We start from the raw sequence: 20,703 nt of genomic DNA, 5'->3' as shown, positions 1-20,703 counted from the left end.
GCACAGGAAGAGGGGCGGCACTATACCTAGGAGCGCAGGAAGCGTCTGCATAAGTGATTGATTTTTCATGTGTGAGTCGTCTTAAAAGGCATCAGTTTGTGTCCGATTTGCCCTTTTTTCAGGCAAAAAAAAGGGCCTGCAGACGTATCTGCAGGCCCTCAAAAGGTGAGAGGTGTCTAGTCCCTCGACCTGGTGAGCGTGTTACAGCATCAGGCCTTGAGAGGCACCAGACGCGGAGCAATCATGTTTTCCGGGCGCAGGATGTCGTCGAGCATGGCGTCGTCGAGCAAGCCTTCTTCGCGCACCAGTTCCAGTACGCCACGGCCGCTTTCAAGGGCGATACGGGCGATACGGGTGGCGTTTTCATAGCCGATGTACGGGTTCAGTGCAGTCACCAGACCGATCGAGTGCTCGACCAGTTCGCGGCAGCGTGCTTCGTTGGCGGTGATGCCGACGATGCAGTGTTCGCGCAGCATGTCCATGGCGCGTTGCAGCAGGCGGATCGAGTCGAAGATCTTGAAGGCGATCAGCGGCTCCATCACGTTCAGTTGCAGTTGACCGCCTTCGGCAGCGATGGTCAGTGCCAGGTCGTTACCGATGATCTGGAACGCAACCTGGTTAACGGCTTCCGGAATAACCGGGTTGACCTTGCCTGGCATGATCGAGCTGCCTGGCTGACGCGCTGGCAGGTTGATTTCGTTGATGCCGGTGCGCGGGCCGCTGGAGAGCAGGCGCAGGTCGTTGCAGATCTTCGACAGTTTGACCGCGGTACGCTTGAGCATGCCGGAGAACAGTACGAAGGCGCCCATGTCGGACGTGGCTTCGATCAGGTCGGCAGCCGGTACCAGCGGGTGACCGCTGATGGTTGCCAGGCGGTTGACGGCCAGCAATTGGTAGCGCGGGTCGGCGTTGATGCCGGTACCGATGGCCGTACCGCCCAGGTTCACTTCGGTCAGCAGCTCTGGTGCCAGTGTTTTCAGGCGTGCCAGGTCTTCACCCAAAGTGGTGGCAAACGCGCGGAACTCTTGACCCAGGGTCATCGGCACGGCGTCTTGCAGTTGGGTGCGGCCCATTTTCAGCACGTGGCTGAACTCAACGCCTTTGGCGGCGAACGCCTGGATCAGGCTGTCGAGGCTGGCAAGCATGGCATCGTGACCCAGCAGCAGACCCAGACGGATCGCAGTCGGATAGGCGTCGTTGGTCGACTGCGCCATGTTGACGTCGTTGTTAGGGTGCAGGTACTGGTACTCGCCCTTCTGGTGGCCCATAGCCTCCAGCGCGATGTTGGCGATGACTTCGTTGGCATTCATGTTGGTTGAAGTGCCAGCGCCGCCTTGAATCATGTCCACCACGAACTCTTCGTGGAAATCGCCGCGGATCAGGCGGGCACAGGCTTCGCTGATGGCAGCGTGCTTGGCGTCGCTCAGATGACCCAGCTCGCGGTTGGCGTCAGCGGCGGCTTGTTTAACCATGGCCAGGCCCACAACCAGCTTCGGGTAGTGCGAGATCGGGACGCCGGACAAGCGGAAGTTATGCACCGCTCGCAGGGTCTGGATGCCGTAATACGCTTGAGCCGGTACTTCGAGTACGCCAAGCAGGTCTTTTTCGGTACGGAAAGATGCAGCGGAGGACATGATAGAAATCATCTCGATATGAACCCGGTCTGGGCCGGAACGCTGCGAATCCTAGGCCTGCAGTCTATTTTGGGCCAATGCCTTTAAACACTATCCTATGCATAAACGGCATAATGGCGACGTGACGCGGCAGGCGCGTCGAGCGTGTGACCCATTTTGGTGCGCGTCCGGGAGGACTCGATGAATCTCGAAAGTAAATGGTTAGAGGACTTCAGTGCCCTGGCTGCTACTCGCAGTTTTTCCCAGGCGGCAGAGCGTCGTTTCGTCACTCAGCCGGCCTTCAGTCGGCGTATTCGAAGCCTTGAAGCGGCGCTTGGGCTGACCTTGGTGAATCGTTCCCGCACCCCGGTGGAGTTGACTGCGGCCGGTCAGCTGTTTTTGGTTACGGCACGTACGGTGGTCGAGCAGTTGGGTGAGGTGTTGCGTCATCTTCATCACCTCGAAGGCGGGCAGGGTGAGGTCATGCAAGTGGCTGCCGCACACTCCCTGGCGCTGGGGTTTTTCCCGCGGTGGATCGCCCAATTGCGTAATGAAGGTCTTAATATCGCCACCCGGCTGGTTGCGACTAACGTCGGAGACGCGGTGCATGCTTTACGCGAAGGCGGCTGCGATTTGATGCTGGCTTTCTACGATCCGGACGCTGCTTTGCAGATGGATCCGGAGATTTTTCCGTCATTGCACCTGGGCAACACCGAAATGCTCCCGGTGTGTGCGGCCGATGCAGAAGGCAAGCCGTTGTTTGACCTTGAAGGTGAAGGCAGTGTGCCGTTGCTGGCCTATAGCGCTGGCGCGTTTTTGGGCCGCTCGGTGAATCTGCTGCTGCGCCAGCGCAGCCTGCGCTTCACCACTATTTATGAAACGGCCATGGCCGACAGCCTCAAGAGCATGGCCCTGGAAGGGTTGGGCATTGCCTGGGTGCCGCACCTGAGCGTGCGTGCCGAGCTGGCGCGAGGTGAGCTGGTGGTGTGTGGTGGCCCGCAATGGCATGTGCCGCTGGAGATTCGCCTGTACCGCTGTGCCCTGGTGCGCAAGGCCAACGTGCGGTTGTTGTGGCGCAAGTTGGAGAACCCGACCGGCCAGGCGCCAACGCCGGCCTGAGGTGATTTTTTCATTTGACCTTAGAGTCAATAAAACCGGGCGTCCGGGCCGTTTTTACCGTGCAAGACAGATGGTCGCCAAAGGTGCTGTCAAAACACCTCTTTGCGGTATACTGCGCGGCCTTCGGCTGGCTTGACCGGCCTTAATTCCTATAACAAGCCACGTCGGATCCTCCACGTGGCTTGTTGTTTTTTGACGCGCCTGCGGGCGCCCAAGAGAAGAGGCGCGACGATGAGTGCACTGGTAGGCGTGATCATGGGCTCCAAGTCCGATTGGTCCACCCTCAGCCACACCGCCGATATGCTGGAAAAACTCGGCATTCCTTACGAAGTGAAAGTGGTCTCTGCCCACCGCACTCCGGATCTGCTGTTCCAGTATGCCGAAGAGGCCGAAGGCCGCGGGATCGAGGTCATCATCGCTGGTGCCGGTGGCGCAGCCCACCTGCCAGGCATGTGTGCGGCTAAAACCCATTTGCCTGTACTGGGTGTTCCGGTGCAGTCGGCCATGCTGTCGGGCGTCGACTCGCTGCTGTCGATCGTACAAATGCCAGCAGGCATTCCGGTTGCAACCCTGGCCATCGGCAAAGCGGGCGCGATCAACGCGGCCCTGTTGTCGGCGAGCATCCTGGGTGCCAAACACCCGCAGTTCCATACCGTTTTGAAAGCATTCCGTGCTGAACAGACAGACAGCGTGCTGGACAATCCAGACCCGCGCGTAGCCTGAGGTTTCTGACGATGAAAATCGGTGTAATCGGTGGCGGCCAACTGGGCCGCATGCTGGCCTTGGCGGGCACTCCGCTGGGCATGAACTTCGCTTTCCTTGACCCGGCTCCCGATGCCTGCGCAGCCGCACTTGGCGAACATCTGCGTGCGGATTACAGCGACCCGGATCACTTGCGCCAACTGGCCGATGAAGTCGACCTGGTGACGTTTGAGTTCGAAAGCGTTCCAGCTGAAACCGTGGCTTTCCTGTCGCAATTCGTCCCGGTGTATCCAAGTGCCGAAGCGTTGCGCATTGCTCGCGACCGCTGGTTCGAAAAGAGCATGTTCAAGGACCTGGGCATTCCGACGCCGGCGTTTGCCGACATTCAGTCCCAGGCGGACCTGGATGCGGCAGTAGCCACTATCGGCCTGCCTGCCGTGCTCAAGACCCGCACCCTGGGTTATGACGGCAAGGGCCAGAAAGTGCTGCGCACACCGGCCGATGTAGTGGGCACGTTTGCCGAACTGGGCAGCGTGTCGTGCCTGCTGGAAGGTTTTGTACCGTTTACCGGTGAAGTGTCGCTGATCGCCGTACGCGGTCGTGATGGCGAGACCCGCTTCTATCCGTTGGTCCACAACACTCACGACAGCGGCATTCTCAAGCTGTCGGTCGCCAGCACGGATCACCCGCTGCAAGCTTTGGCTGAAGGCTACTCCAGCCGTGTGCTCAAACAGCTGGATTACGTCGGCGTGATGGCATTCGAGTTTTTCGAAGTCGACGGTGGCCTCAAGGCCAACGAAATTGCCCCGCGTGTGCACAACTCCGGGCACTGGACCACTGAGGGCGCCGAGTGCAGCCAGTTTGAAAACCACTTGCGGGCCATTGCTGGCTTGCCGCTGGGTTCGACGGCCAAGGTCGGTGAGAGCGCCATGCTCAACTTCATCGGCAGTGTGCCGCCCGTTGAAAAGGTGATCGCGATTGCTGATTGCCATCTGCATCACTACGGCAAGGCGTTCAAGGTCGGCCGTAAAGTCGGTCACGCCAACCTGCGCTGCGCAGACATGGCCACGCTGCAAGCGCAAATCCTCAAGGTTGAAGCCCTGATCGACGAAGCGTAAATCGCTTTCGCCGGGAACCATTGGGTTGTCGCTGCTCTCTGATGGCGTGATGCCAAAGTGCTGACTAGGCTTTGGTAAAACGCCATCTAATCAAGAGGAAGCGCCCATGGGCATCATCGGAACCATTTTCATAGGCTTGATCGTTGGCCTGCTGGCCCGTTTCCTGAAACCGGGTGACGACAGCATGGGCTGGATCATGACCATCCTGCTGGGTATCGGCGGTTCGCTGGCGGCTACCTATGGTGGCCAGGCGCTGGGTATCTACAAGGCGGGCGAGGGTGCCGGTTTTATCGGTGCCGTGGTAGGTGCTGTGATCTTGCTGATCATCTACGGCATGGTGTCGAAAAAGTCCTGATTTAACGCTTTGGTTCTCTCTGCGCCAGCCGCAGAGAGGGCTAAACTGCGCGCGTTCAATCCTTCTTTTATCGAGCCTTGCATGCGCCGTCTTCTACTGACTTTTCTTTTGCTGGGCTCAGGCCTGGTACACGCGGCAGAACTGCCCGAAACCGACTGGCTTGAATTGATGCCGATGTCGGATCAAAAAGCCCTCGAACAAATGCCCGAAATTGACCATGACTCGCCCGAGGCCAATGGTACGTTTACCGACAAGGGTGGTTTGAAGCAGAGCAAGGGTTTGCCGGCCGTGATGTATTCCAGCAAAACCGTTGCGGGCATGAACGGTAAAAATATCCGTCTGGGCGGTTATCCCGTGCCTCTGGAAACCGATGCCAAGGGGCGCAGCACGCTGTTCTTCCTGGTGCCGTACCCGGGCGCCTGCATTCATGTGCCGCCTCCGCCGCCCAATCAGTTGGTGCTGGTGCGCTACCCCAAGGGTCTGAAGCTGGATGACATCTACACGCCGCTCTGGGTCATGGGCACGCTGAAGGTCGAGAAGGTCAGCAATGACCTGGCCGATGCGGCCTATGCGCTGGATGCCAGCAAGGTGCGGGTGGTGGTCGAGGAAGATTTGTAGGGCGCCGAACCTTTGTGGGAGCGAGTAAACCCGCTCCCACAGGTTTTGTGTGTATCAGGCTTTCAGCCGCTTGCTCGCAATGCTCACACCCATCGTATGACTGGCGCCTGGCTCCAGGGTGATCACGTCGTCCATCACATTGGCGGTTTCGATGCACAGCATGCGTTGCCAGCCATCTGCTGCCATATCGCTGAAGCTGGCAGTCTTGTCGATCCACGGGTTCCAGATCACCGCTGAGCGTGAGCCACGGCTGGTCAGCTCAAGGGTGCGCGACCAGTCGGGGTCGACGATGCTCAGTTGCTGCGGTGTGTCGAGATAGATGCGGTCGGTTTCGCCGCTGAAGGTCAAGTCGCCCGACTGTTTGACGTGTTCCCAGTCGTTGAGCGTATCGATGTAGGTCAGGCCTTCTACCCCTTGAACCTGAACCTTGCGCACGTCACTGACCGCGAAGTAACTGTGCAGCGCCTGGCTGATGCTGACCGGGATGTCGCTGCGATTATGGCTGGTGAGGCTGATGTGCAACTGGGTGTCGAGGCGAATGCTCAACGTGAGCGCCACATCGTGGGGCCAGCCGGGCAGGCCGCCTTCGATGTGGGGCAGGCCCAGTTCAATATGCAGCGCTTCGCCCGCATCATCGATCTCCAGCACTTCCCACTCGCGGGTACGTACCAGGCCGTGAGCGGTGGCAGGCTCATCACTGAGGCGCATGGCCTGCACGCTTTGCGGGTTCAGCGCCAGATTGCCAAACCATGGCCAGCACACTGGCACGCCAGTGCGAATGCCTTTGCCCTGTTTGTACTGCGCTTTTTCGTTGAGCCAGATAATGGGAGGCTCATCGCCTATCTGATAGCTGAGTACCTGTGCGCCCTGTTTTGCGATCAACAGTTGTGCCTGACCATGCTGGAAGTGCCAGCACTCCAGTTCGTCCAGGGTGACTGACTCAATGTGGTGCATGGCAGGCTCTCTATGTCAGTGGCAAAGGCAGCAGTGGGCAGGCAAACCGCGAAAGATTCAGCGACGCGGTGGAACGGAGCGGGTACGACCGCTGCCATCAATGGCAACAAACACAAAGACGGCTTCGGTCACTTTGCGCCACTCGCTGGACAACGGGTCGTCACTCCACACTTCAACCATCATCTGGATCGAGCTGCGGCCGATCTCCAGTGCCTGGGTGTAGAACGACAATTGCGCGCCAACGGCCACAGGCACCAGAAACGCCATGCGATCAATAGCGACAGTGGCTACACGGCCACCTGCAACCTTACTGGCCATAGCGGTACCGGCGAGGTCCATTTGTGAAACCAGCCAGCCACCGAAAATGTCACCGAAACCATTGGTTTCACGTGGCAGGGCGGTGATTTGCAAGGCGAGGTCGCCTTGCGGGATTGGATCTTCTTGTTCGAGCTCTAGCATGCCGAAGGGCCTCTGACCCGTGATTCTTCATGAGTACTGCGGGTGAAAAAGCGTCTTTAGAAAAACGATTCAGCCCGAACATACTACGTTCGTCACGTTCTTCATAAGCCGCGCCAAGGGGAAACTCTGCGAAACCGGCTGAAGTCATCCTGCGGGCGTTTTCGCACAGCAACCTCAGAAGTTACCAAGTGTTTCTTACAGCGGGAGTATATCGGGCGACAGCCTGGCCGACGACCTCCTGATACTGCTTTTTGCGTGCGCTGCACGTCTAGCTCTGTGCTTTTGCAAACAATTTGTTATCTTTCAAAACCTGCCCAGCCCCTGCCGGCGAAGTTGCAGCTTTTGCCGAGCCTAATAAGAGAAGCATTACCCCATGATCACAGAGCCTTCCAGTGCTGCACCGCCCTCGCGGCCGTTGACCCGTAATGACTACAAAACCTTGTCGCTGTCTGCCCTGGGTGGTGCGCTGGAGTTTTACGATTTCATTATTTTTGTGTTTTTTGCCACCGTGGTCGGCAAATTGTTCTTCCCGGCGGACATGCCCGAGTGGCTACGCCTGATGCAAACCTTCGGCATTTTTGCTGCCGGTTATCTGGCGCGTCCGCTGGGCGGCATTGTTATGGCGCACTTTGGTGACCTGCTGGGGCGCAAAAAGATGTTCACCTTGAGCATCTTCATGATGGCCGTACCGACCCTGATCATGGGCTTGCTGCCGACCTATGCGCAGATCGGCATGTGGGCGCCGATCCTGTTGCTGCTGATGCGTGTGATTCAGGGCGCCGCCATTGGTGGTGAAGTGCCGGGAGCCTGGGTATTTGTGGCCGAGCACGTACCGCCACGCCATGTGGGCTATGCCTGCGGCACACTGACCTGCGGGCTGACGGCAGGGATTCTGCTGGGCTCGCTGATGGCCACGGCCATCAATACGATTTACACACCGGCTGAAGTCTCTGATTTCGCGTGGCGGATCCCGTTCCTGATGGGCGGTGTATTCGGTTTGTTCTCGGTCTACCTGCGTCGCTGGTTGCACGAGACTCCGGTGTTCGCCGAGTTGCAACTGCGCAAGGCGCTGGCCGCTGAAGTCCCGCTCAAGACCGTGTTGCGTGATCACCGCGGGGCGATTGTGATCTCGATGCTGCTGACCTGGTTGCTGTCTGCCGGGATCATTGTGGTCATCCTGATGACGCCGACGGTTCTGCAAACCATCTACGGTTTTTCTGCGACGACCTCGTTGCAGGCCAACAGCCTTGCGATCGTTTTCTTGAGCTTGGGCTGCATTGCCTCGGGCGCCCTGGCTGACCGCTTTGGTGCGGGCAAAGTGTTTGTGGTGGGTTGCGCCGGGTTGCTGATCAGCTCGTGGACCTTCTATCACAGCCTGCTGCAACACCCCGACTGGCTGTTCCCGTTGTATGCCCTGAGCGGTCTGTTTGTAGGCACCATCGGCGCCGTGCCCTACGTGATGGTCAAAGCTTTCCCGGCGGTGGTGCGCTTTAGTGGTCTGTCGTTTTCCTACAACCTGGCCTACGCCATCTTTGGCGGCCTGACCCCAATGGCCGTGACCTTGTTGCTCAAGGAGAGCCCGATGGGCCCGGCGTATTACGTGGCAATCATTTGCACGATGGGCCTGCTGGTGGGTGCTTACCTGTGGAAGAAGGGGCGCTGATCGACGGCTTGTCTGTCGCGACACCTCATTAGCCTCTCCCTGAAGGCCATCATTTGTAACGAATGATGGCCTTTCATCTAATTGTCACAATCGGTTCATAGAGTAGTCACATGGCCTGCAGATACTGGCCCCCGATTCATCTAACCCCGTTTGTTAGGAGTAAGGCATGAAACTGAAGCGTGTTATGGCGGCCCTGACTTTTGTTGCCGCAGGCGTTGCAACTGCCAATGCGGTTGCCGCTGGTGTTGACCCGGCTATTCAGCCCTATGTGAAGACAACAGGTGTATCGGGCAACCTGTCCAGCGTTGGTTCTGACACCCTGGCGAACTTGATGACCTTGTGGGCCGAGGCTTACAAGAAAGAATATCCAAACGTGAACATCCAGATTCAAGCTGCCGGTTCTTCGACCGCGCCGCCTGCGATTACTGAAGGCACCGCTAACCTGGGCCCGATGAGTCGCAAGATGAAAGACAACGAACTGGCTGCTTTCGAGCAGAAGTACGGCTACAAGCCGACCGCTATCCCGGTGGCAGTGGATGCCCTGGCCGTGTTCGTGCACAAGGACAACCCGATCAAACACATGACCATGGAGCAAGTAGACGCTGTCTTCTCCTCCACGCGTCTGTGTGGCGGCAAATCCGACATCAAGACCTGGGGTGATCTGGGTGTGACGGGCGACCTGGCCAACAAGCCGGTGCAACTGTTTGGTCGCAACTCGGTATCCGGCACTTACGGTTACTTCAAGGAAGAAGCCCTGTGTAAAGGCGACTTCAAGCCTAACGTGAACGAACAGCCGGGCTCTGCCTCGGTGGTTCAGTCGATCAGCAGCTCGCTGAACGGTATCGGTTACTCGGGTATCGGTTACAAGACCGCCAGTGTGAAGACCGTGCCTTTGGCTAAAAAAGGCAGCACCGAGTTCATCGAAGACACCGAAGAAAACGCATTGAACGGCAAATACCCGCTGTCGCGTTTCCTCTACGTGTATGTGAACAAGGCGCCGAACAAGCCGCTGAACCCGCTCGAAGCCGAGTTCATCAAGCTGGTTCTGTCCAAGCAAGGTCAGGAAGTGGTTGTCAAAGACGGCTACATCCCTCTGCCAGCCAAAGTCGCTGCCAAAGCCTTGGCTGACCTGGGCCTGAAAGAAGGCGGCGCTGACGTCGCCAAGAAGTAATGGCTATGTAGTCGCTGCCGAAGGCTGCGAAAAGGATCGCGCAGACCTCAGATCAACGGGTTGCTGCGCAACCCTTCGCAGCCTGCGGCAGCGACTACAGGGTTATTTCACTTCTGCTTCATCTCATTTTTCACTCCGCTGCCGGCACCGTTGGGCGGCGGATTTTTTGCGTCACTGCTTTGTCATCTTTCTGTCATACAGGACCGCTAGGGTGTGCGCATGAATGATCTGGCCAATTCCCCAATGACTACGACATCCGCTCCCAAGCGCATTGATTTCAATACGCCTGAACTGCAGCGCAAGCGCCGTATCCGCGCGCTTAAAGACCACTTGACCCGCTGGTATGTATTTATCGGCGGTCTTGCCGTGCTCGGCGCCATTACCCTGATTTTCTTCTTCCTGGGCTATGTGGTTTACCCACTGTTCCAGGGCGCCGACCTGAATGCCAAGCAGGCGATTACGCCGGTCTGGATGCAGGACGCCGGCAAGCCTTTGATGATCTCCGTCGAGGAGCAGAATCAGGTCGGCATGCGGGTATCCGACAAGGGCATGGTGCTGTTCTTCAATGTGAAGAATGGCGAAGAGCTGTCGCGGGTCAACTTGCCGTTGCCAGCGGGCACGCAAGTGACTTCGCTGGGCGAGGATCAGCCGGGTAATCCGGTGGTTGTACTGGGCTTGTCCAACGGCCAGGCGCTGGTGTTCCGTCACACCTATCGCGTCAGCTACCCGGACAACAAAAAGACCATCACCCCTGCAGTTGAGTACCCCTACGGTGAATCGCCCGTCGTCCTGGACCCGCAAGGCAGGGCACTGGATCACGTTAACCTCAGCGTGAACGATTCGACGCTGGTGCTGGCGGGTTCAACCGGCGCGCAGTTGCATGTGGTGTCGTTGGCCCGCGAAGAAAACATGATGACCGAAGAGGTCACGAACACCGAGACCCGCATCGATCTGCCGCAAATGACCAAGCAGGTTAAAGCGCTCTACATCGACCCGCGTCAGCAGTGGTTGTATGTGGTGAACGATCGGGCCCTGGTGGATGTGTTCAGCCTGCGCGACAAGAGCCTCAACGGTCGTTACACGCTGGCAGATGACGCAACGACCGAGATCACTGCCAGTACGCAGCTGGTGGGTGGCATCTCGCTGATCTTTGGTGATTCGAAGGGCGGTCTGAGCCAGTGGTTCATGGCCCGCGACCCGGATGGCGAACAACGTTTCAAGCATATTCGCAGCTTCCAGATGGGCACTTCGCCGATTGTTGAAATCACTGCCGAGCAGCGTCGCAAGGGCTTCCTGGCCCTGGATGCGGCCGGTGAGATCGGTGTGTTCCACAGCACTGCGCACCGCACCCTGCTGGTCGAAAAAGTTGCCGAAGGCCCTGGCATCATGGCGTTGTCGCCGCGTGCCAACCGCATCATCGTGGAAGAGGGCGGCAAGCTGCTGCCACTGACCTTGAAGAACCCGCACCCGGAAGTGTCCTGGAGCGCGCTGTGGAGCAAGGTCTGGTACGAGAACTACGACGAGCCTAAATACGTCTGGCAGTCGACCGCCGCCAACACGGACTTCGAACCGAAGATGAGCCTTGCGCCATTGACCTTCGGTACGTTGAAGGCTGCGTTCTACGCCATGCTGCTGGCTGCGCCACTGGCCGTAGCTGCCGCGATTTACACCGCTTACTTCATGGCGCCGAGCCTGCGCCGCAAGGTCAAGCCGGTGATCGAGCTGATGGAAGCGATGCCGACGGTGATTCTGGGCTTCTTTGCCGGTCTGTTCCTGGCACCGTATGTCGAGGGGCATCTGCCGGGGATCTTCAGTCTGTTGATGTTGATGCCGATTGGTATTTTGGTTGCCGGTTTCACCTGGAGCCGTCTGCCCGAGTCGATCCGCCTGCGAGTACCGGATGGTTGGGAAAGCATGATCCTGATTCCGGTGCTGCTGTTTGTGGGCTGGCTGTCGCTGTACATGAGCCCGTATATGGAAGCCTGGTTCTTTGGCGGTGACATGCGCATGTGGATCTCCCACGACCTGGGCATTACCTACGACCAGCGCAACGCACTGGTAGTGGGCCTGGCAATGGGTTTTGCGGTTATCCCCAACATCTACTCGATTGCTGAAGATGCCGTGTTCAGCGTGCCTCGTGGCCTGACTCTGGGTTCGCTGGCGCTGGGTGCCACACCGTGGCAAACCATGACCCGCGTGGTGATCCTGACGGCCAGCCCGGGGATCTTCTCGGCACTGATGATCGGCATGGGCCGTGCGGTCGGCGAGACGATGATTGTGTTGATGGCCACCGGTAACACCCCGGTCATGGAAATGAACCTGTTCGAAGGCCTGCGTACCTTGGCGGCAAACGTGGCGGTGGAAATGCCGGAGTCGGAAGTAGGCGGTAGCCATTACCGCGTGCTGTTCCTCTCGGCGCTGGTGCTGCTGCTGTTCACCTTTGTCATGAACACTCTTGCCGAGCTGATCCGTCAGCGTCTGCGCAAGAAATATTCGTCGCTTTAAGGAAGGTAGAAGTCTGTGAAACAGAACTCCCTCAAAGGCTGGTTCAAGAGCGGCGCTCCTGGCGTCTGGATCAGCGGTGGCGCGGTGTCCATCGCCGTCATCATGACTATCGGCTTGCTGTCGGTGATCGCCGTGCGTGGCCTGGGTCACTTCTGGCCTGCCGATCTGATCCACGCCGAGTACAACGTGCCGGGTGATGCCAATCACCTGGTGGTCGGCGAAGTGGTGCAAAAGGAAGAAGTACCCCGCGAGCGTCTGAAAAGCGCGGGCTTGCCAGTCCCTGAGCAGGGCCCGGAGTTCATGACTCGCGAGCTGATCAAGGTCGGCAACCGTGACTTGAACGGCAACGACTTTACCTGGGTGGTCGGCGAGTGGCTGACGAACCAGAGCACGCCGCCAGAGCTGATGGCCATTGAGCGCCGCGAGTGGGGCAACTTTTACGGTTATCTGGTTAACGTGAAAGAAAACGGCAAGGTGGTGGCAGAAGGTGCCGCCGCCTGGCCAGAGCTGCAAGCCCGGGTCAAACGTGTGAATGACCTGGCATCGCAACTCAGCCAGCTTGAGAAAAAAGACATCGGCGCGATCAACTACGGGCTGGAGCGTATCCGCCTGCATGGTCGCAAGCTGGAACTGGAAGGCAAGCTGACCCCGCAGGCACAAGCCGACATGGAAGCCGAACGCGCCGAGCTGAATGCGCGTTACAAGGCCATCGAAGACCGCCTGGGTGAGTTGCACGCACAGTTCAACCGCGACAGCCTCACGGCTCGCGATGCCAACGGCAAAGAGCTGGAAATTGGCATCGGCAAAGTGGTCAAGGCCTACCAGCCGAACGCCATGAACAGCTGGCAGAAACTGGCCATGTATTTCAGCAACATCTGGGAGTTCCTGAGCCAGGATCCCCGTGAAGCCAACACCGAGGGCGGGATCTTCCCGGCTATTTTCGGCACGGTGATGATGACGTTGATCATGGCTGTGATCGTGACGCCGTTTGGTGTGCTGGCAGCGGTTTACCTGCGTGAATATGCCAAGCAAAACACCCTGACCCGGGTGATCCGTATTGCGGTGAACAACTTGGCGGGTGTACCGGCCATTGTTTACGGCGTGTTTGGTCTGGGCTTCTTTGTGTATGTGCTGGGTGGTTCGGTAGACCGCTTGTTCTTCGCTGAAGCATTGCCTGCGCCGACCTTTGGTACGCCGGGCTTGATGTGGGCTTCACTGACGCTGGCGCTGCTGGCGGTGCCGGTAGTGATCGTGGCCACTGAGGAAGGGCTGGCGCGCATTCCGCGTACCGTTCGCGAAGGCTCGCTGGCGTTGGGTGCGACCAAATCCGAAACGCTCTGGAAGATCGTGCTGCCGATGGCCAGTCCGGCCATGATGACCGGCATGATCCTCGCCGTGGCCCGTGCGGCCGGTGAAGTGGCACCGCTGATGCTGGTGGGCGTGGTCAAGCTGGCGCCGTCGCTGCCGCTGGACGGCAACTACCCGTACTTGCACCTTGACCAGAAGATCATGCACTTGGGCTTCCATATTTATGACGTCGGCTTCCAGAGCCCGAACGTCGAAGCTGCACGCCCGCTGGTCTATGCCACGGCGCTGCTGCTGGTGCTGGTCATCGCGACCCTGAACCTGTCGGCGGTGTGGATTCGTAACCACCTGCGCGAGAAGTACAAGGCGCTGGATAGCTGATAGACACATGACCTGTGGGGGCGGGCTTGCCCGCGATGGTATCGGTAAGGTTTCAACGTGAAACCGAGGTGCCTGAATCGCGAGCAAGCCTGCTCCCACAGAAGAAACCCGGTGACTGAAAACCGGAACGAATTTTTAGCGTATGGAGTAACCCATGCAGCATGAATCCTCAGCCCACGGCATCAACATGTCAGCCTTGGGTCGCACCAAACAAAGCTTGAACCTGGACAACGAAGAAGTCGCCATTGAAGTGCCGGGCCTGAATCTTTACTACGGCGAAAAACAAGCGCTGTACGACGTGTCCCTGAATATTCCGAAGCAACGGGTCACGGCGTTTATCGGTCCATCGGGCTGTGGCAAGTCTACGCTGCTGCGTACCTTCAACCGCATGAACGATCTGGTAGACGGTTGCCGCGTAGAAGGCGAGATCAACCTGTACGGCAACAACATCTACCGCAAGGGCGAGGACGTCGCTGAGCTGCGCCGTCGCGTCGGTATGGTGTTCCAGAAGCCTAACCCGTTCCCCAAGACCATTTACGAGAACGTGGTCTACGGCCTGCGGATTCAGGGCATCAACAAAAAGCGCGTTCTGGACGAAGCGGTTGAATGGGCACTCAAGGGCGCGGCGTTGTGGGATGAGGTCAAGGACCGCCTGCACGAATCGGCACTGGGCCTGTCCGGTGGTCAGCAACAGCGTCTGGTGATTGCCCGCACCATCGCGGTAGAACCCGAAGTGTTGCTGCTCGATGAGCCTTGCTCGGCACTCGATCCGATCTCGACATTGAAGGTCGAAGAGCTGATCTATGAGCTCAAGTCCAAGTTCACCATCGTGATCGTGACCCACAACATGCAACAGGCGGCTCGTGTTTCGGACTACACGGCGTTCATGTACATGGGCAAAATGGTTGAGTACGGCGACACCGACACGCTGTTCACCAACCCGGCCAAGAAGCAGACCGAAGACTACATCACCGGGCGCTATGGCTAGTTTGAGCGGCAGTGACCGTTCGACGTATCGACAATTCGGCTAGCCGCTTACAGCGCGCAGCTCACAGCTTTTGCGGAGCAGAACCATGATTTCAAAGGATGGCCTCACCCATCACATTTCCGCGCAGTTCAACGCGGAACTCGAAGACGTGCGCAGCCACCTGCTGGCGATGGGCGGCCTGGTCGAGAAGCAGGTCAATGATGCGGTGACCGCGTTGATCGAGGCCGACTCGGGCCTGGCCCAACAGGTGCGCGAGATTGATGAACAGATCAACCAGATGGAGCGCAACATCGACGAGGAATGCCTGCGCATTCTGGCCCGTCGTCAGCCTGCGGCCTCTGACTTGCGTCTGATCATCAGCATCTCCAAGTCGGTGATCGACCTTGAGCGCATCGGTGACGAAGCGACCAAAATCGCGCGCCGGGCCATCCAGTTGTGCGAAGAGGGTGAGGCGCCGCGGGGTTATGTTGAAGTGCGTCACATCGGCGATCAGGTGCGCAACATGGTGCGCGATGCACTGGACGCCTTTGCCCGTTTCGATGCCGACCTCGCCCTGTCGGTGGCCCAGTACGACAAAATCATCGACCGCGAATACAAGACCGCGCTGCGTGAGCTGGCCACTTACATGATGGAAGACCCGCGCTCGATCTCGCGCGTGCTGAGCATCATCTGGGTGCTGCGTTCGCTGGAGCGTATCGGTGATCACGCCCGCAATATCTCGGAACTGGTGATTTATCTGGTGCGCGGTACTGACGTGCGGCACATGGGCCTCAAGCGCATGCGCGAAGAAGTTCAGGGCACCGGCGCGGATAGCGCTAATGTTGCGCCGCCGCCTGACGATAAATAAGACAGCCTGATCTAAAAAGCGCCCGGCTCATTGCCGGGCGTTTTGGTTTTTGGGCGTTCATATCCAAGGAGCAGTCGATGAGCAAGGTGAGTGTGCTGGTGGTGGATGACGCGTCGTTTATTCGTGACCTGATTAAAAATTGCCTGCGTAACTATTTTCCGGGTATCAGGATCGAAGACGCGGTCAACGGCCGCAAAGCCCAGACCCTGCTGACCCGCGAAGCCTTCGATCTGGTGCTGTGCGACTGGGAAATGCCAGAGATGTCCGGCCTTGAGCTGTTGAGCTGGTGCCGCGAGCAGGACCGACTGAAAACGTTGCCCTTTATCATGGTCACCAGCCGAGGTGACAAAGAGAACGTGATCCAGGCCATTCAGGCAGGGGTTTCGGACTTCGTCAGCAAGCCTTTTACCAACGAGCAGTTGCTGTCCAAAGTGAAGAAAGCGTTCACCAAGGCCGGGTTGCTCGACTCGGTGATGTCCAGCGCACCGGCACGCATGAACTCGGCGTTTGGCAATGATTCGCTCAATGCGTTGACCGGCGGCAAGGCGCAGGTCGTAGCCCCTGCACCGGCGGCCCCTGCACCGCGACCGGTCCCAGTGCCCGCGCCGACACTGACAAGCCGTGGCCAAGGACAACTGCGTTTGCCCAGCGGTATACAGACGTGTGTGATCAAGGCACTGAGCCTTAAGGAGGCGCTGCTGGTGGTGCGTCGCGGCGACGTGCTGCCTCAGGTGCTGGACAGCGCCGTACTGGACCTTGAGCAGGGCGAGAGCGCCGAGGTGGCGCGCTTGAATGGTTATCTGCATGCCATCGTGGCGTATGAGCCAAAACCGGACAGTGCCTGGCTGCAACTGACCTTCCGCTTTGTCGATCAGGATGCCGACAAAATGAACTACCTGTCACGACTGATTGCACACGGCACGGCACAGAAGCATTTTGTGCCGGGTGCGTGAAGTGCCCTTGTGGATCAGGGCAGCTGCAACCCGCCCGATGCCTTGTGGATCGCCCGCAGGTGTTCGCCAATCTGTTTGACGTTGGCTTCAGTCGCTGCAATTTCAGCGGCTCGGGAAGGCTCCAGCAGGCTGCGCACTTCCTTGTCCAGGTCAGTGGTCAGGCGCAGCAGTTGCTGCTGGCGCTGACTGCTTTCGGACTCGAGCATTTCCCACTCCCTGGTTTGGGGCAGGCCGTAGCCATTGCTGCCGAGCAACTCGGCCGGGCGGCTGAGAAAGCCGCTGCTGGCGAGAATTTCCTGCAGGGTCTTGTTGGCCTTGTCCATGCCGCCATCCTTGAGCCCGCGTGCGCCCAGGTACTTTTGTTTGACCTCATCCTGAGCCAGCAGCAGTTGTCGGCGAAAGCCGGCTTGCTCCAGTAGCAACAAGGCTGCGCTGGCGCGCAAGTCGGCTTGCGCGATCCACGGGCGGCGTTCGTCCGCGTTCAGGGCCAACCAGTCTTCGACGGTGGTTTGCTTGATCGGCAAGCGGGTCTTGAGTACATCGAACATCGCCTGGTAGCGATCACGGTAGGAGTCAAAGCGATAACCCAGGCGCAGCGCTTCCTTGGGATCGTCCAGCACGCTGGTATCCGCCAGCCCCCGGGCTTTGAGTACTTCAAGCAAACCGTTGGGCACAATGCTGTCCAGGCCCTTGAGCTGGGCATTGTTGCTGCCGCTGCGCAGCAGTTTCAGGGTCTCGACCGCGCAGTTGTTGGAGATGAAGTAGTAGTCGCCGTCATAGCTCCAGTGCATCTCGGCCGCGTGCTCAACCACTTCCTCGATTTCCGGGCGGCTCAGTTTGAGCGGTACGGAAGCCAGGCTGCGCAGTTCAGTCTTGGTGTATTCGTCGATCACTTGAGCCAGCGGTAATACGAACAGGCGCGAAGGGTAGGCACCGGTCAGGCCGTCCCAACTTGAGAGCTGTACGTCATTGACGAACGCCCGGTAGGACAGCACCAGGTGTTCTTGCAAGTCGAGTCGGCAGTCCGGGCCGCGTGGTCGACCTGGGGCGCAGATCACCAGACGGAGCATGCTGTGACCCCAGCGGCTGGCCCATTCCTGATTGGCTTCGGCCAGCAGGTAGTCGACCGCGTACACCCGCTCCGGGTCTACGGTACCCAGCGGGGTCTTGGCGAAATCGTTGCCGGCATTTAGGAAGGCAAAGCCTTTGGGGCACTCGTCCCTGGCGGCGGGTGCCCAGCCGAAATGTTCTTTGTAGTAGCGATACAGTGCCGGTCGGCGACAGGCATAGGCCGGGTCGAGGAGGAAGTACTCCATGTTGACCGCGACAAACTCCTTGGGGCTGCTGATTTCGTAGAGATCGGGGCTGCGCACGACCTGGTGGTTTTCTTGTTCGCGCTCGCCACGGCGGCCCACGTATTGCTGCCAGCCGGCCAGGTCGAGCAGGCGCGGATCATCACTGAGGGTGAAGCGGCGCTCGGTCTGCCCGCGACATTGATCAGGCAGGCCAATCAGGCCCGCGTTGCTGTTTTGTCGGGTGCAGCGCCGGATCAGCGTGCGCTCGGCTGCGGGCCAGAGTCGGGCGCGATCGTAGAGGTGGGTGAGTTCATGCAAGACGGTGGCGAGCATTTCACGGCGCACGGTGCCGTGGGGGCGGTTGGTCTGCTGGGTGGCAGCCGAACCATCGGTCAGCCCTGCCAGGAGCGTGCGATTGAGGTCCAGCTCGGAGGTCAGCGATGCCTGGCCGTAGGCGTTGCTGGGCATGTCATCCGTCCAGCCCACCAGAATCTGCCGATCCAATTGCTCGATAAAACGCGGTGGCAGGCTCTGCATGGCCTCATCCAGCAAGGCCTGGCTGGCCTGTTGCTCGGCCGGGCTCAGGCCTTCGGTCTTGAGTTGCAGATGCAGCGCGGCCTGGGCGCTGCTGGTGATCAGCAGCAGGCCACAGGCTGCGAGCCAGCGCGTTAGCGACCTCACAGTGCGAGGATGGCTTCGGCGAGATCCTGGTCACTGGCGTTGCGGGCTTCAGGCACGCGGTCACGCAGGGTGCTGAAGGCTGCTTCCAGTTGCACGCCGCGGATATCGCCCTGGCTGGCGACAAAGGTAGCCGCGTCGTCGTGGGCTTCACGCACGACTTTAGAGTCGCGGATGGAGGTCGTGGTGTCGGACGTGAAATCGATGGTGCGACCAAAGGCGCGCACGATGATGTTGCTGGTCTGCACAACGGTTTGTGCTTGCGCTACATCGGCGAGTAGCAAAAAGCCAAGGGTGGCGACAATTAAAGGGCTGCGCATGAAGTATCTCCAGGAAAAGCGGGTATTTATTGGACGAGAATTGTCTGTGCCAGTTCAAGGTCGCTGGCACTCAATTTTGGCGTGTTCTGGCGCAGATAGCGCAAGGCAGACTCCAGCTGCGCTCCTCTTGTCTGACCATCACTGGCAATAAAGACGGCGGCATCATCCTGGGCGGCACGTATCAGTTTGTGATCAAAAGGCGCGGACGTCACTTTACTGGTGACGTAACCACTGAGCACCACATTCTGGGTGGTCATGTCGAAGGCGTTGGCTGATTGAGTCCAGCTGAGTGCAAGAAGAGCTAATAAGGAAAAACGCATGGGTCTCGAGGCTGTTTGAATGAGAGCCAAGGCTAGCGTAATGGTCTGGGCAGGGCCAGCGCGGGGGGGTGTCTTTGTGGGAGCGGGCTTGCTCGCGATGGTGTCGACGCGGTTCAACTGAATGACCGCGCCGCCTGCATCACGAGCAAGCCCGCTCCCAAAAGAGCTGACCCGTTATGGTGTCACTTACATTCAGATCGTCAGAATGGCCTGGGCCAGCTGTGCATCGGTGGCCTGCAATTGCGGGGCTTGCTGGCGAATGGCTTCGAACGCACTTTCGAGTTTTACCCCGCGAATGGTGCCTTCGCTGGCAACAAAGCTGGCAGCGTCATCACGGGCTGCGCGTACGATTTTGTTGTCACGAAACGAACCTGTGGCATCCGATGTCAGATCGGACGTTGCCTTTAGGGTGCCCACAATGCCATCGGTCGTGACGATGAAGCTTGTGGCGTTGGCGCTGGCTGCAACGGCCAGCAGTGCCGCCGCGCTGAGTAGGCGAAGTGTGGACATGGTGAGACTCCTGAATATGAACGTATGAAAATAGACGCTTATGGACCGAATAGTAGGCTCAGGGTTGCGTCAGGCATAGGACGTTTTGGTGGGTACTGTAGGTGAAGTGCTCTAGATCAGGCATTTTGATAACTGTACCTGTTTGTTTTTTGATTATTTAAAACTGTACCTGTCTTTATGCCAAGGCTTGAAACCGTGGTCCATAAACGACAAAACCCGTCAGCGGTAATCCGCGACGGGTTCTGTTTTTTCAATTCAGGTTGCTGGCGGTGGACCGGTGGTCAGGGCCAGCGAGCGCAAGTTAGCGCCAGAACGGCTTGCTCAGCTCTTCGTAACGCTGTGCTTCGCTAATACCGGCATCAGCCAGAAGACGCGAGTCCAGTCGAGCCAATTGATGGCGGCTGGAGATGCGGCGCTGCCACAACATCAGGTTGGCAAGAACGCGCAAAGGCATGGAAGCCTGGGTGTTTACAGAGTTGCTTTCGCTGAACAGTTCGGAACTGAGTGTACGTTCCATGGTGTCATCCTTCCGCTTATGGCGGCATTGGCTAGTGGTTTAACTGATGCCAATGATCCTCCTCTTTGTCCAGTGTCTCTAGATACAGTTCACCTGTATTGCAATGGGCCAGTTAACTGTTTATGCGCGCTGTACGGGCACAAATACGCGTAACTGTACCTGTCCGCACCTAAGTGGTGCGAAATTGGCAAAAGTGGCCGTGAAAGAGTGTGTTGAAGGCGGGAAATGACCAGTACAGCAGTACAGTTTTTGAAATTAAGGGCATAAAAAAGCCGCTGACAAAACGTGTTTACGTCAGCGGCTCTCTAGCTC

At 58.5% G+C, this 20,703-nt stretch carries 20 protein-coding genes; 12 read left to right on the top strand and 8 right to left on the bottom strand.

What is annotated here, in order from left to right:
* Nucleotides 1-209: 209 nt before the first annotated feature.
* Nucleotides 210-1,634 (bottom strand): aspartate ammonia-lyase, encoded by a 1,425-nt coding sequence (gene aspA, locus V6P94_RS02790; RefSeq protein WP_019826952.1) that lies wholly within the window; start codon nucleotides 1,632-1,634, stop codon nucleotides 210-212.
* 180 nt (nucleotides 1,635-1,814) lie between these two features.
* Here aspA and V6P94_RS02785 point away from each other — a divergent pair, with 180 nt between their 5' ends.
* From V6P94_RS02785 to V6P94_RS02765, 5 genes are all read left to right on the top strand, one after another.
* Nucleotides 1,815-2,732: a LysR substrate-binding domain-containing protein gene (locus V6P94_RS02785; protein ID WP_133074905.1), complete on the top strand. Its 918-nt coding sequence runs from the start codon at nucleotides 1,815-1,817 to the stop codon at nucleotides 2,730-2,732.
* 231 nt (nucleotides 2,733-2,963) lie between these two features.
* Nucleotides 2,964-3,455 carry a 5-(carboxyamino)imidazole ribonucleotide mutase gene (purE, locus tag V6P94_RS02780; protein ID WP_016782937.1) on the top strand — a complete coding sequence of 164 codons (492 nt, stop codon included), beginning with the start codon at nucleotides 2,964-2,966 and terminating at the stop codon, nucleotides 3,453-3,455.
* An 11-nt stretch (nucleotides 3,456-3,466) separates the two neighbouring features.
* A complete protein-coding gene (locus V6P94_RS02775) occupies nucleotides 3,467-4,552 on the top strand; it encodes a 5-(carboxyamino)imidazole ribonucleotide synthase (protein ID WP_133074904.1) in 1,086 nt (361 codons plus the stop codon).
* 106 nt (nucleotides 4,553-4,658) lie between these two features.
* Entirely contained in the window at nucleotides 4,659-4,907 is a 249-nt protein-coding gene (locus tag V6P94_RS02770; RefSeq protein ID WP_088378553.1) for a GlsB/YeaQ/YmgE family stress response membrane protein, read from the top strand.
* 81 nt (nucleotides 4,908-4,988) lie between these two features.
* A complete protein-coding gene (locus V6P94_RS02765; RefSeq protein WP_019826960.1) occupies nucleotides 4,989-5,525 on the top strand; it encodes a DUF3299 domain-containing protein in 537 nt (178 codons plus the stop codon).
* 54 nt (nucleotides 5,526-5,579) lie between these two features.
* On the opposite strand, the gene V6P94_RS02760 is transcribed toward V6P94_RS02765, so the two are convergent.
* Both V6P94_RS02760 and V6P94_RS02755 read right to left on the bottom strand, forming a co-directional pair.
* A complete protein-coding gene (locus V6P94_RS02760) occupies nucleotides 5,580-6,479 on the bottom strand; it encodes a D-hexose-6-phosphate mutarotase (RefSeq protein ID WP_133074903.1) in 900 nt (299 codons plus the stop codon).
* A gap of 57 nt (nucleotides 6,480-6,536) precedes the next feature.
* Nucleotides 6,537-6,938: an acyl-CoA thioesterase gene (locus tag V6P94_RS02755; RefSeq protein WP_003438129.1), complete on the bottom strand. Its 402-nt coding sequence runs from the start codon at nucleotides 6,936-6,938 to the stop codon at nucleotides 6,537-6,539.
* Nucleotides 6,939-7,311: 373 nt separating this feature from the next.
* On the opposite strand from V6P94_RS02755, the gene V6P94_RS02750 reads away from it, so the two are divergent.
* The 7 genes from V6P94_RS02750 to V6P94_RS02720 all read left to right on the top strand — a co-directional run bounded on the left by V6P94_RS02750 (nucleotide 7,312) and on the right by V6P94_RS02720 (nucleotide 16,751).
* Nucleotides 7,312-8,601: an MFS transporter gene (locus V6P94_RS02750; RefSeq protein ID WP_133074902.1), complete on the top strand. Its 1,290-nt coding sequence runs from the start codon at nucleotides 7,312-7,314 to the stop codon at nucleotides 8,599-8,601.
* A gap of 166 nt (nucleotides 8,602-8,767) precedes the next feature.
* The gene (locus tag V6P94_RS02745; RefSeq protein WP_133074901.1) at nucleotides 8,768-9,772 is read left to right on the top strand and encodes a phosphate ABC transporter substrate-binding protein PstS; all 1,005 of its coding nucleotides are present in this window, start codon (nucleotides 8,768-8,770) and stop codon (nucleotides 9,770-9,772) included.
* A 219-nt stretch (nucleotides 9,773-9,991) separates the two neighbouring features.
* Entirely contained in the window at nucleotides 9,992-12,277 is a 2,286-nt protein-coding gene (locus V6P94_RS02740) for an ABC transporter permease subunit (RefSeq protein ID WP_133074900.1), read from the top strand.
* Nucleotides 12,278-12,292: 15 nt separating this feature from the next.
* Nucleotides 12,293-13,963: a phosphate ABC transporter permease PstA gene (pstA, locus tag V6P94_RS02735; protein WP_133074899.1), complete on the top strand. Its 1,671-nt coding sequence runs from the start codon at nucleotides 12,293-12,295 to the stop codon at nucleotides 13,961-13,963.
* 154 nt (nucleotides 13,964-14,117) lie between these two features.
* Complete coding sequence (pstB, locus tag V6P94_RS02730) at nucleotides 14,118-14,951, top strand: phosphate ABC transporter ATP-binding protein PstB (protein WP_133074898.1); 834 nt, start codon at nucleotides 14,118-14,120, stop codon at nucleotides 14,949-14,951.
* An 85-nt stretch (nucleotides 14,952-15,036) separates the two neighbouring features.
* Nucleotides 15,037-15,798 (top strand): phosphate signaling complex protein PhoU, encoded by a 762-nt coding sequence (phoU, locus tag V6P94_RS02725; RefSeq protein WP_133074897.1) that lies wholly within the window; start codon nucleotides 15,037-15,039, stop codon nucleotides 15,796-15,798.
* A 77-nt stretch (nucleotides 15,799-15,875) separates the two neighbouring features.
* The gene (locus V6P94_RS02720; RefSeq protein WP_133074896.1) at nucleotides 15,876-16,751 is read left to right on the top strand and encodes a response regulator; all 876 of its coding nucleotides are present in this window, start codon (nucleotides 15,876-15,878) and stop codon (nucleotides 16,749-16,751) included.
* Between the two features lie 14 nt (nucleotides 16,752-16,765).
* Here the strand turns inward: V6P94_RS02720 and V6P94_RS02715 are convergent, their stop codons facing one another.
* From V6P94_RS02715 to V6P94_RS02695, 5 genes are all read right to left on the bottom strand, one after another.
* The gene (locus tag V6P94_RS02715) at nucleotides 16,766-18,727 is read right to left on the bottom strand and encodes a DUF4105 domain-containing protein (protein ID WP_219261955.1); all 1,962 of its coding nucleotides are present in this window, start codon (nucleotides 18,725-18,727) and stop codon (nucleotides 16,766-16,768) included.
* On the bottom strand, nucleotides 18,724-19,044 hold the full coding sequence (locus V6P94_RS02710; RefSeq protein ID WP_133074894.1) for a DUF2388 domain-containing protein: 321 nt from the start codon (nucleotides 19,042-19,044) through the stop codon (nucleotides 18,724-18,726). The genes V6P94_RS02715 and V6P94_RS02710 overlap by 4 nt, the downstream gene beginning before the upstream one ends.
* A 26-nt stretch (nucleotides 19,045-19,070) precedes the next feature.
* The gene (locus V6P94_RS02705) at nucleotides 19,071-19,364 is read right to left on the bottom strand and encodes a DUF2388 domain-containing protein (protein WP_133074893.1); all 294 of its coding nucleotides are present in this window, start codon (nucleotides 19,362-19,364) and stop codon (nucleotides 19,071-19,073) included.
* Nucleotides 19,365-19,556: 192 nt separating this feature from the next.
* Nucleotides 19,557-19,874: a DUF2388 domain-containing protein gene (locus tag V6P94_RS02700; RefSeq protein ID WP_133074892.1), complete on the bottom strand. Its 318-nt coding sequence runs from the start codon at nucleotides 19,872-19,874 to the stop codon at nucleotides 19,557-19,559.
* A gap of 301 nt (nucleotides 19,875-20,175) precedes the next feature.
* Complete coding sequence (locus V6P94_RS02695; protein WP_019826986.1) at nucleotides 20,176-20,391, bottom strand: DUF1127 domain-containing protein; 216 nt, start codon at nucleotides 20,389-20,391, stop codon at nucleotides 20,176-20,178.
* Between the last annotated feature and the right edge of the window lie 312 nt (nucleotides 20,392-20,703).

Origin of the sequence: Pseudomonas sp. ML2-2023-3 (assembly GCF_037055275.1) — a bacterium.
Classification (GTDB): Bacteria; Pseudomonadota; Gammaproteobacteria; order Pseudomonadales; family Pseudomonadaceae; genus Aquipseudomonas.
Note: the sequence above shows the minus strand (reverse complement) of the source record. Positions and strands in the feature narration are given on the sequence as shown.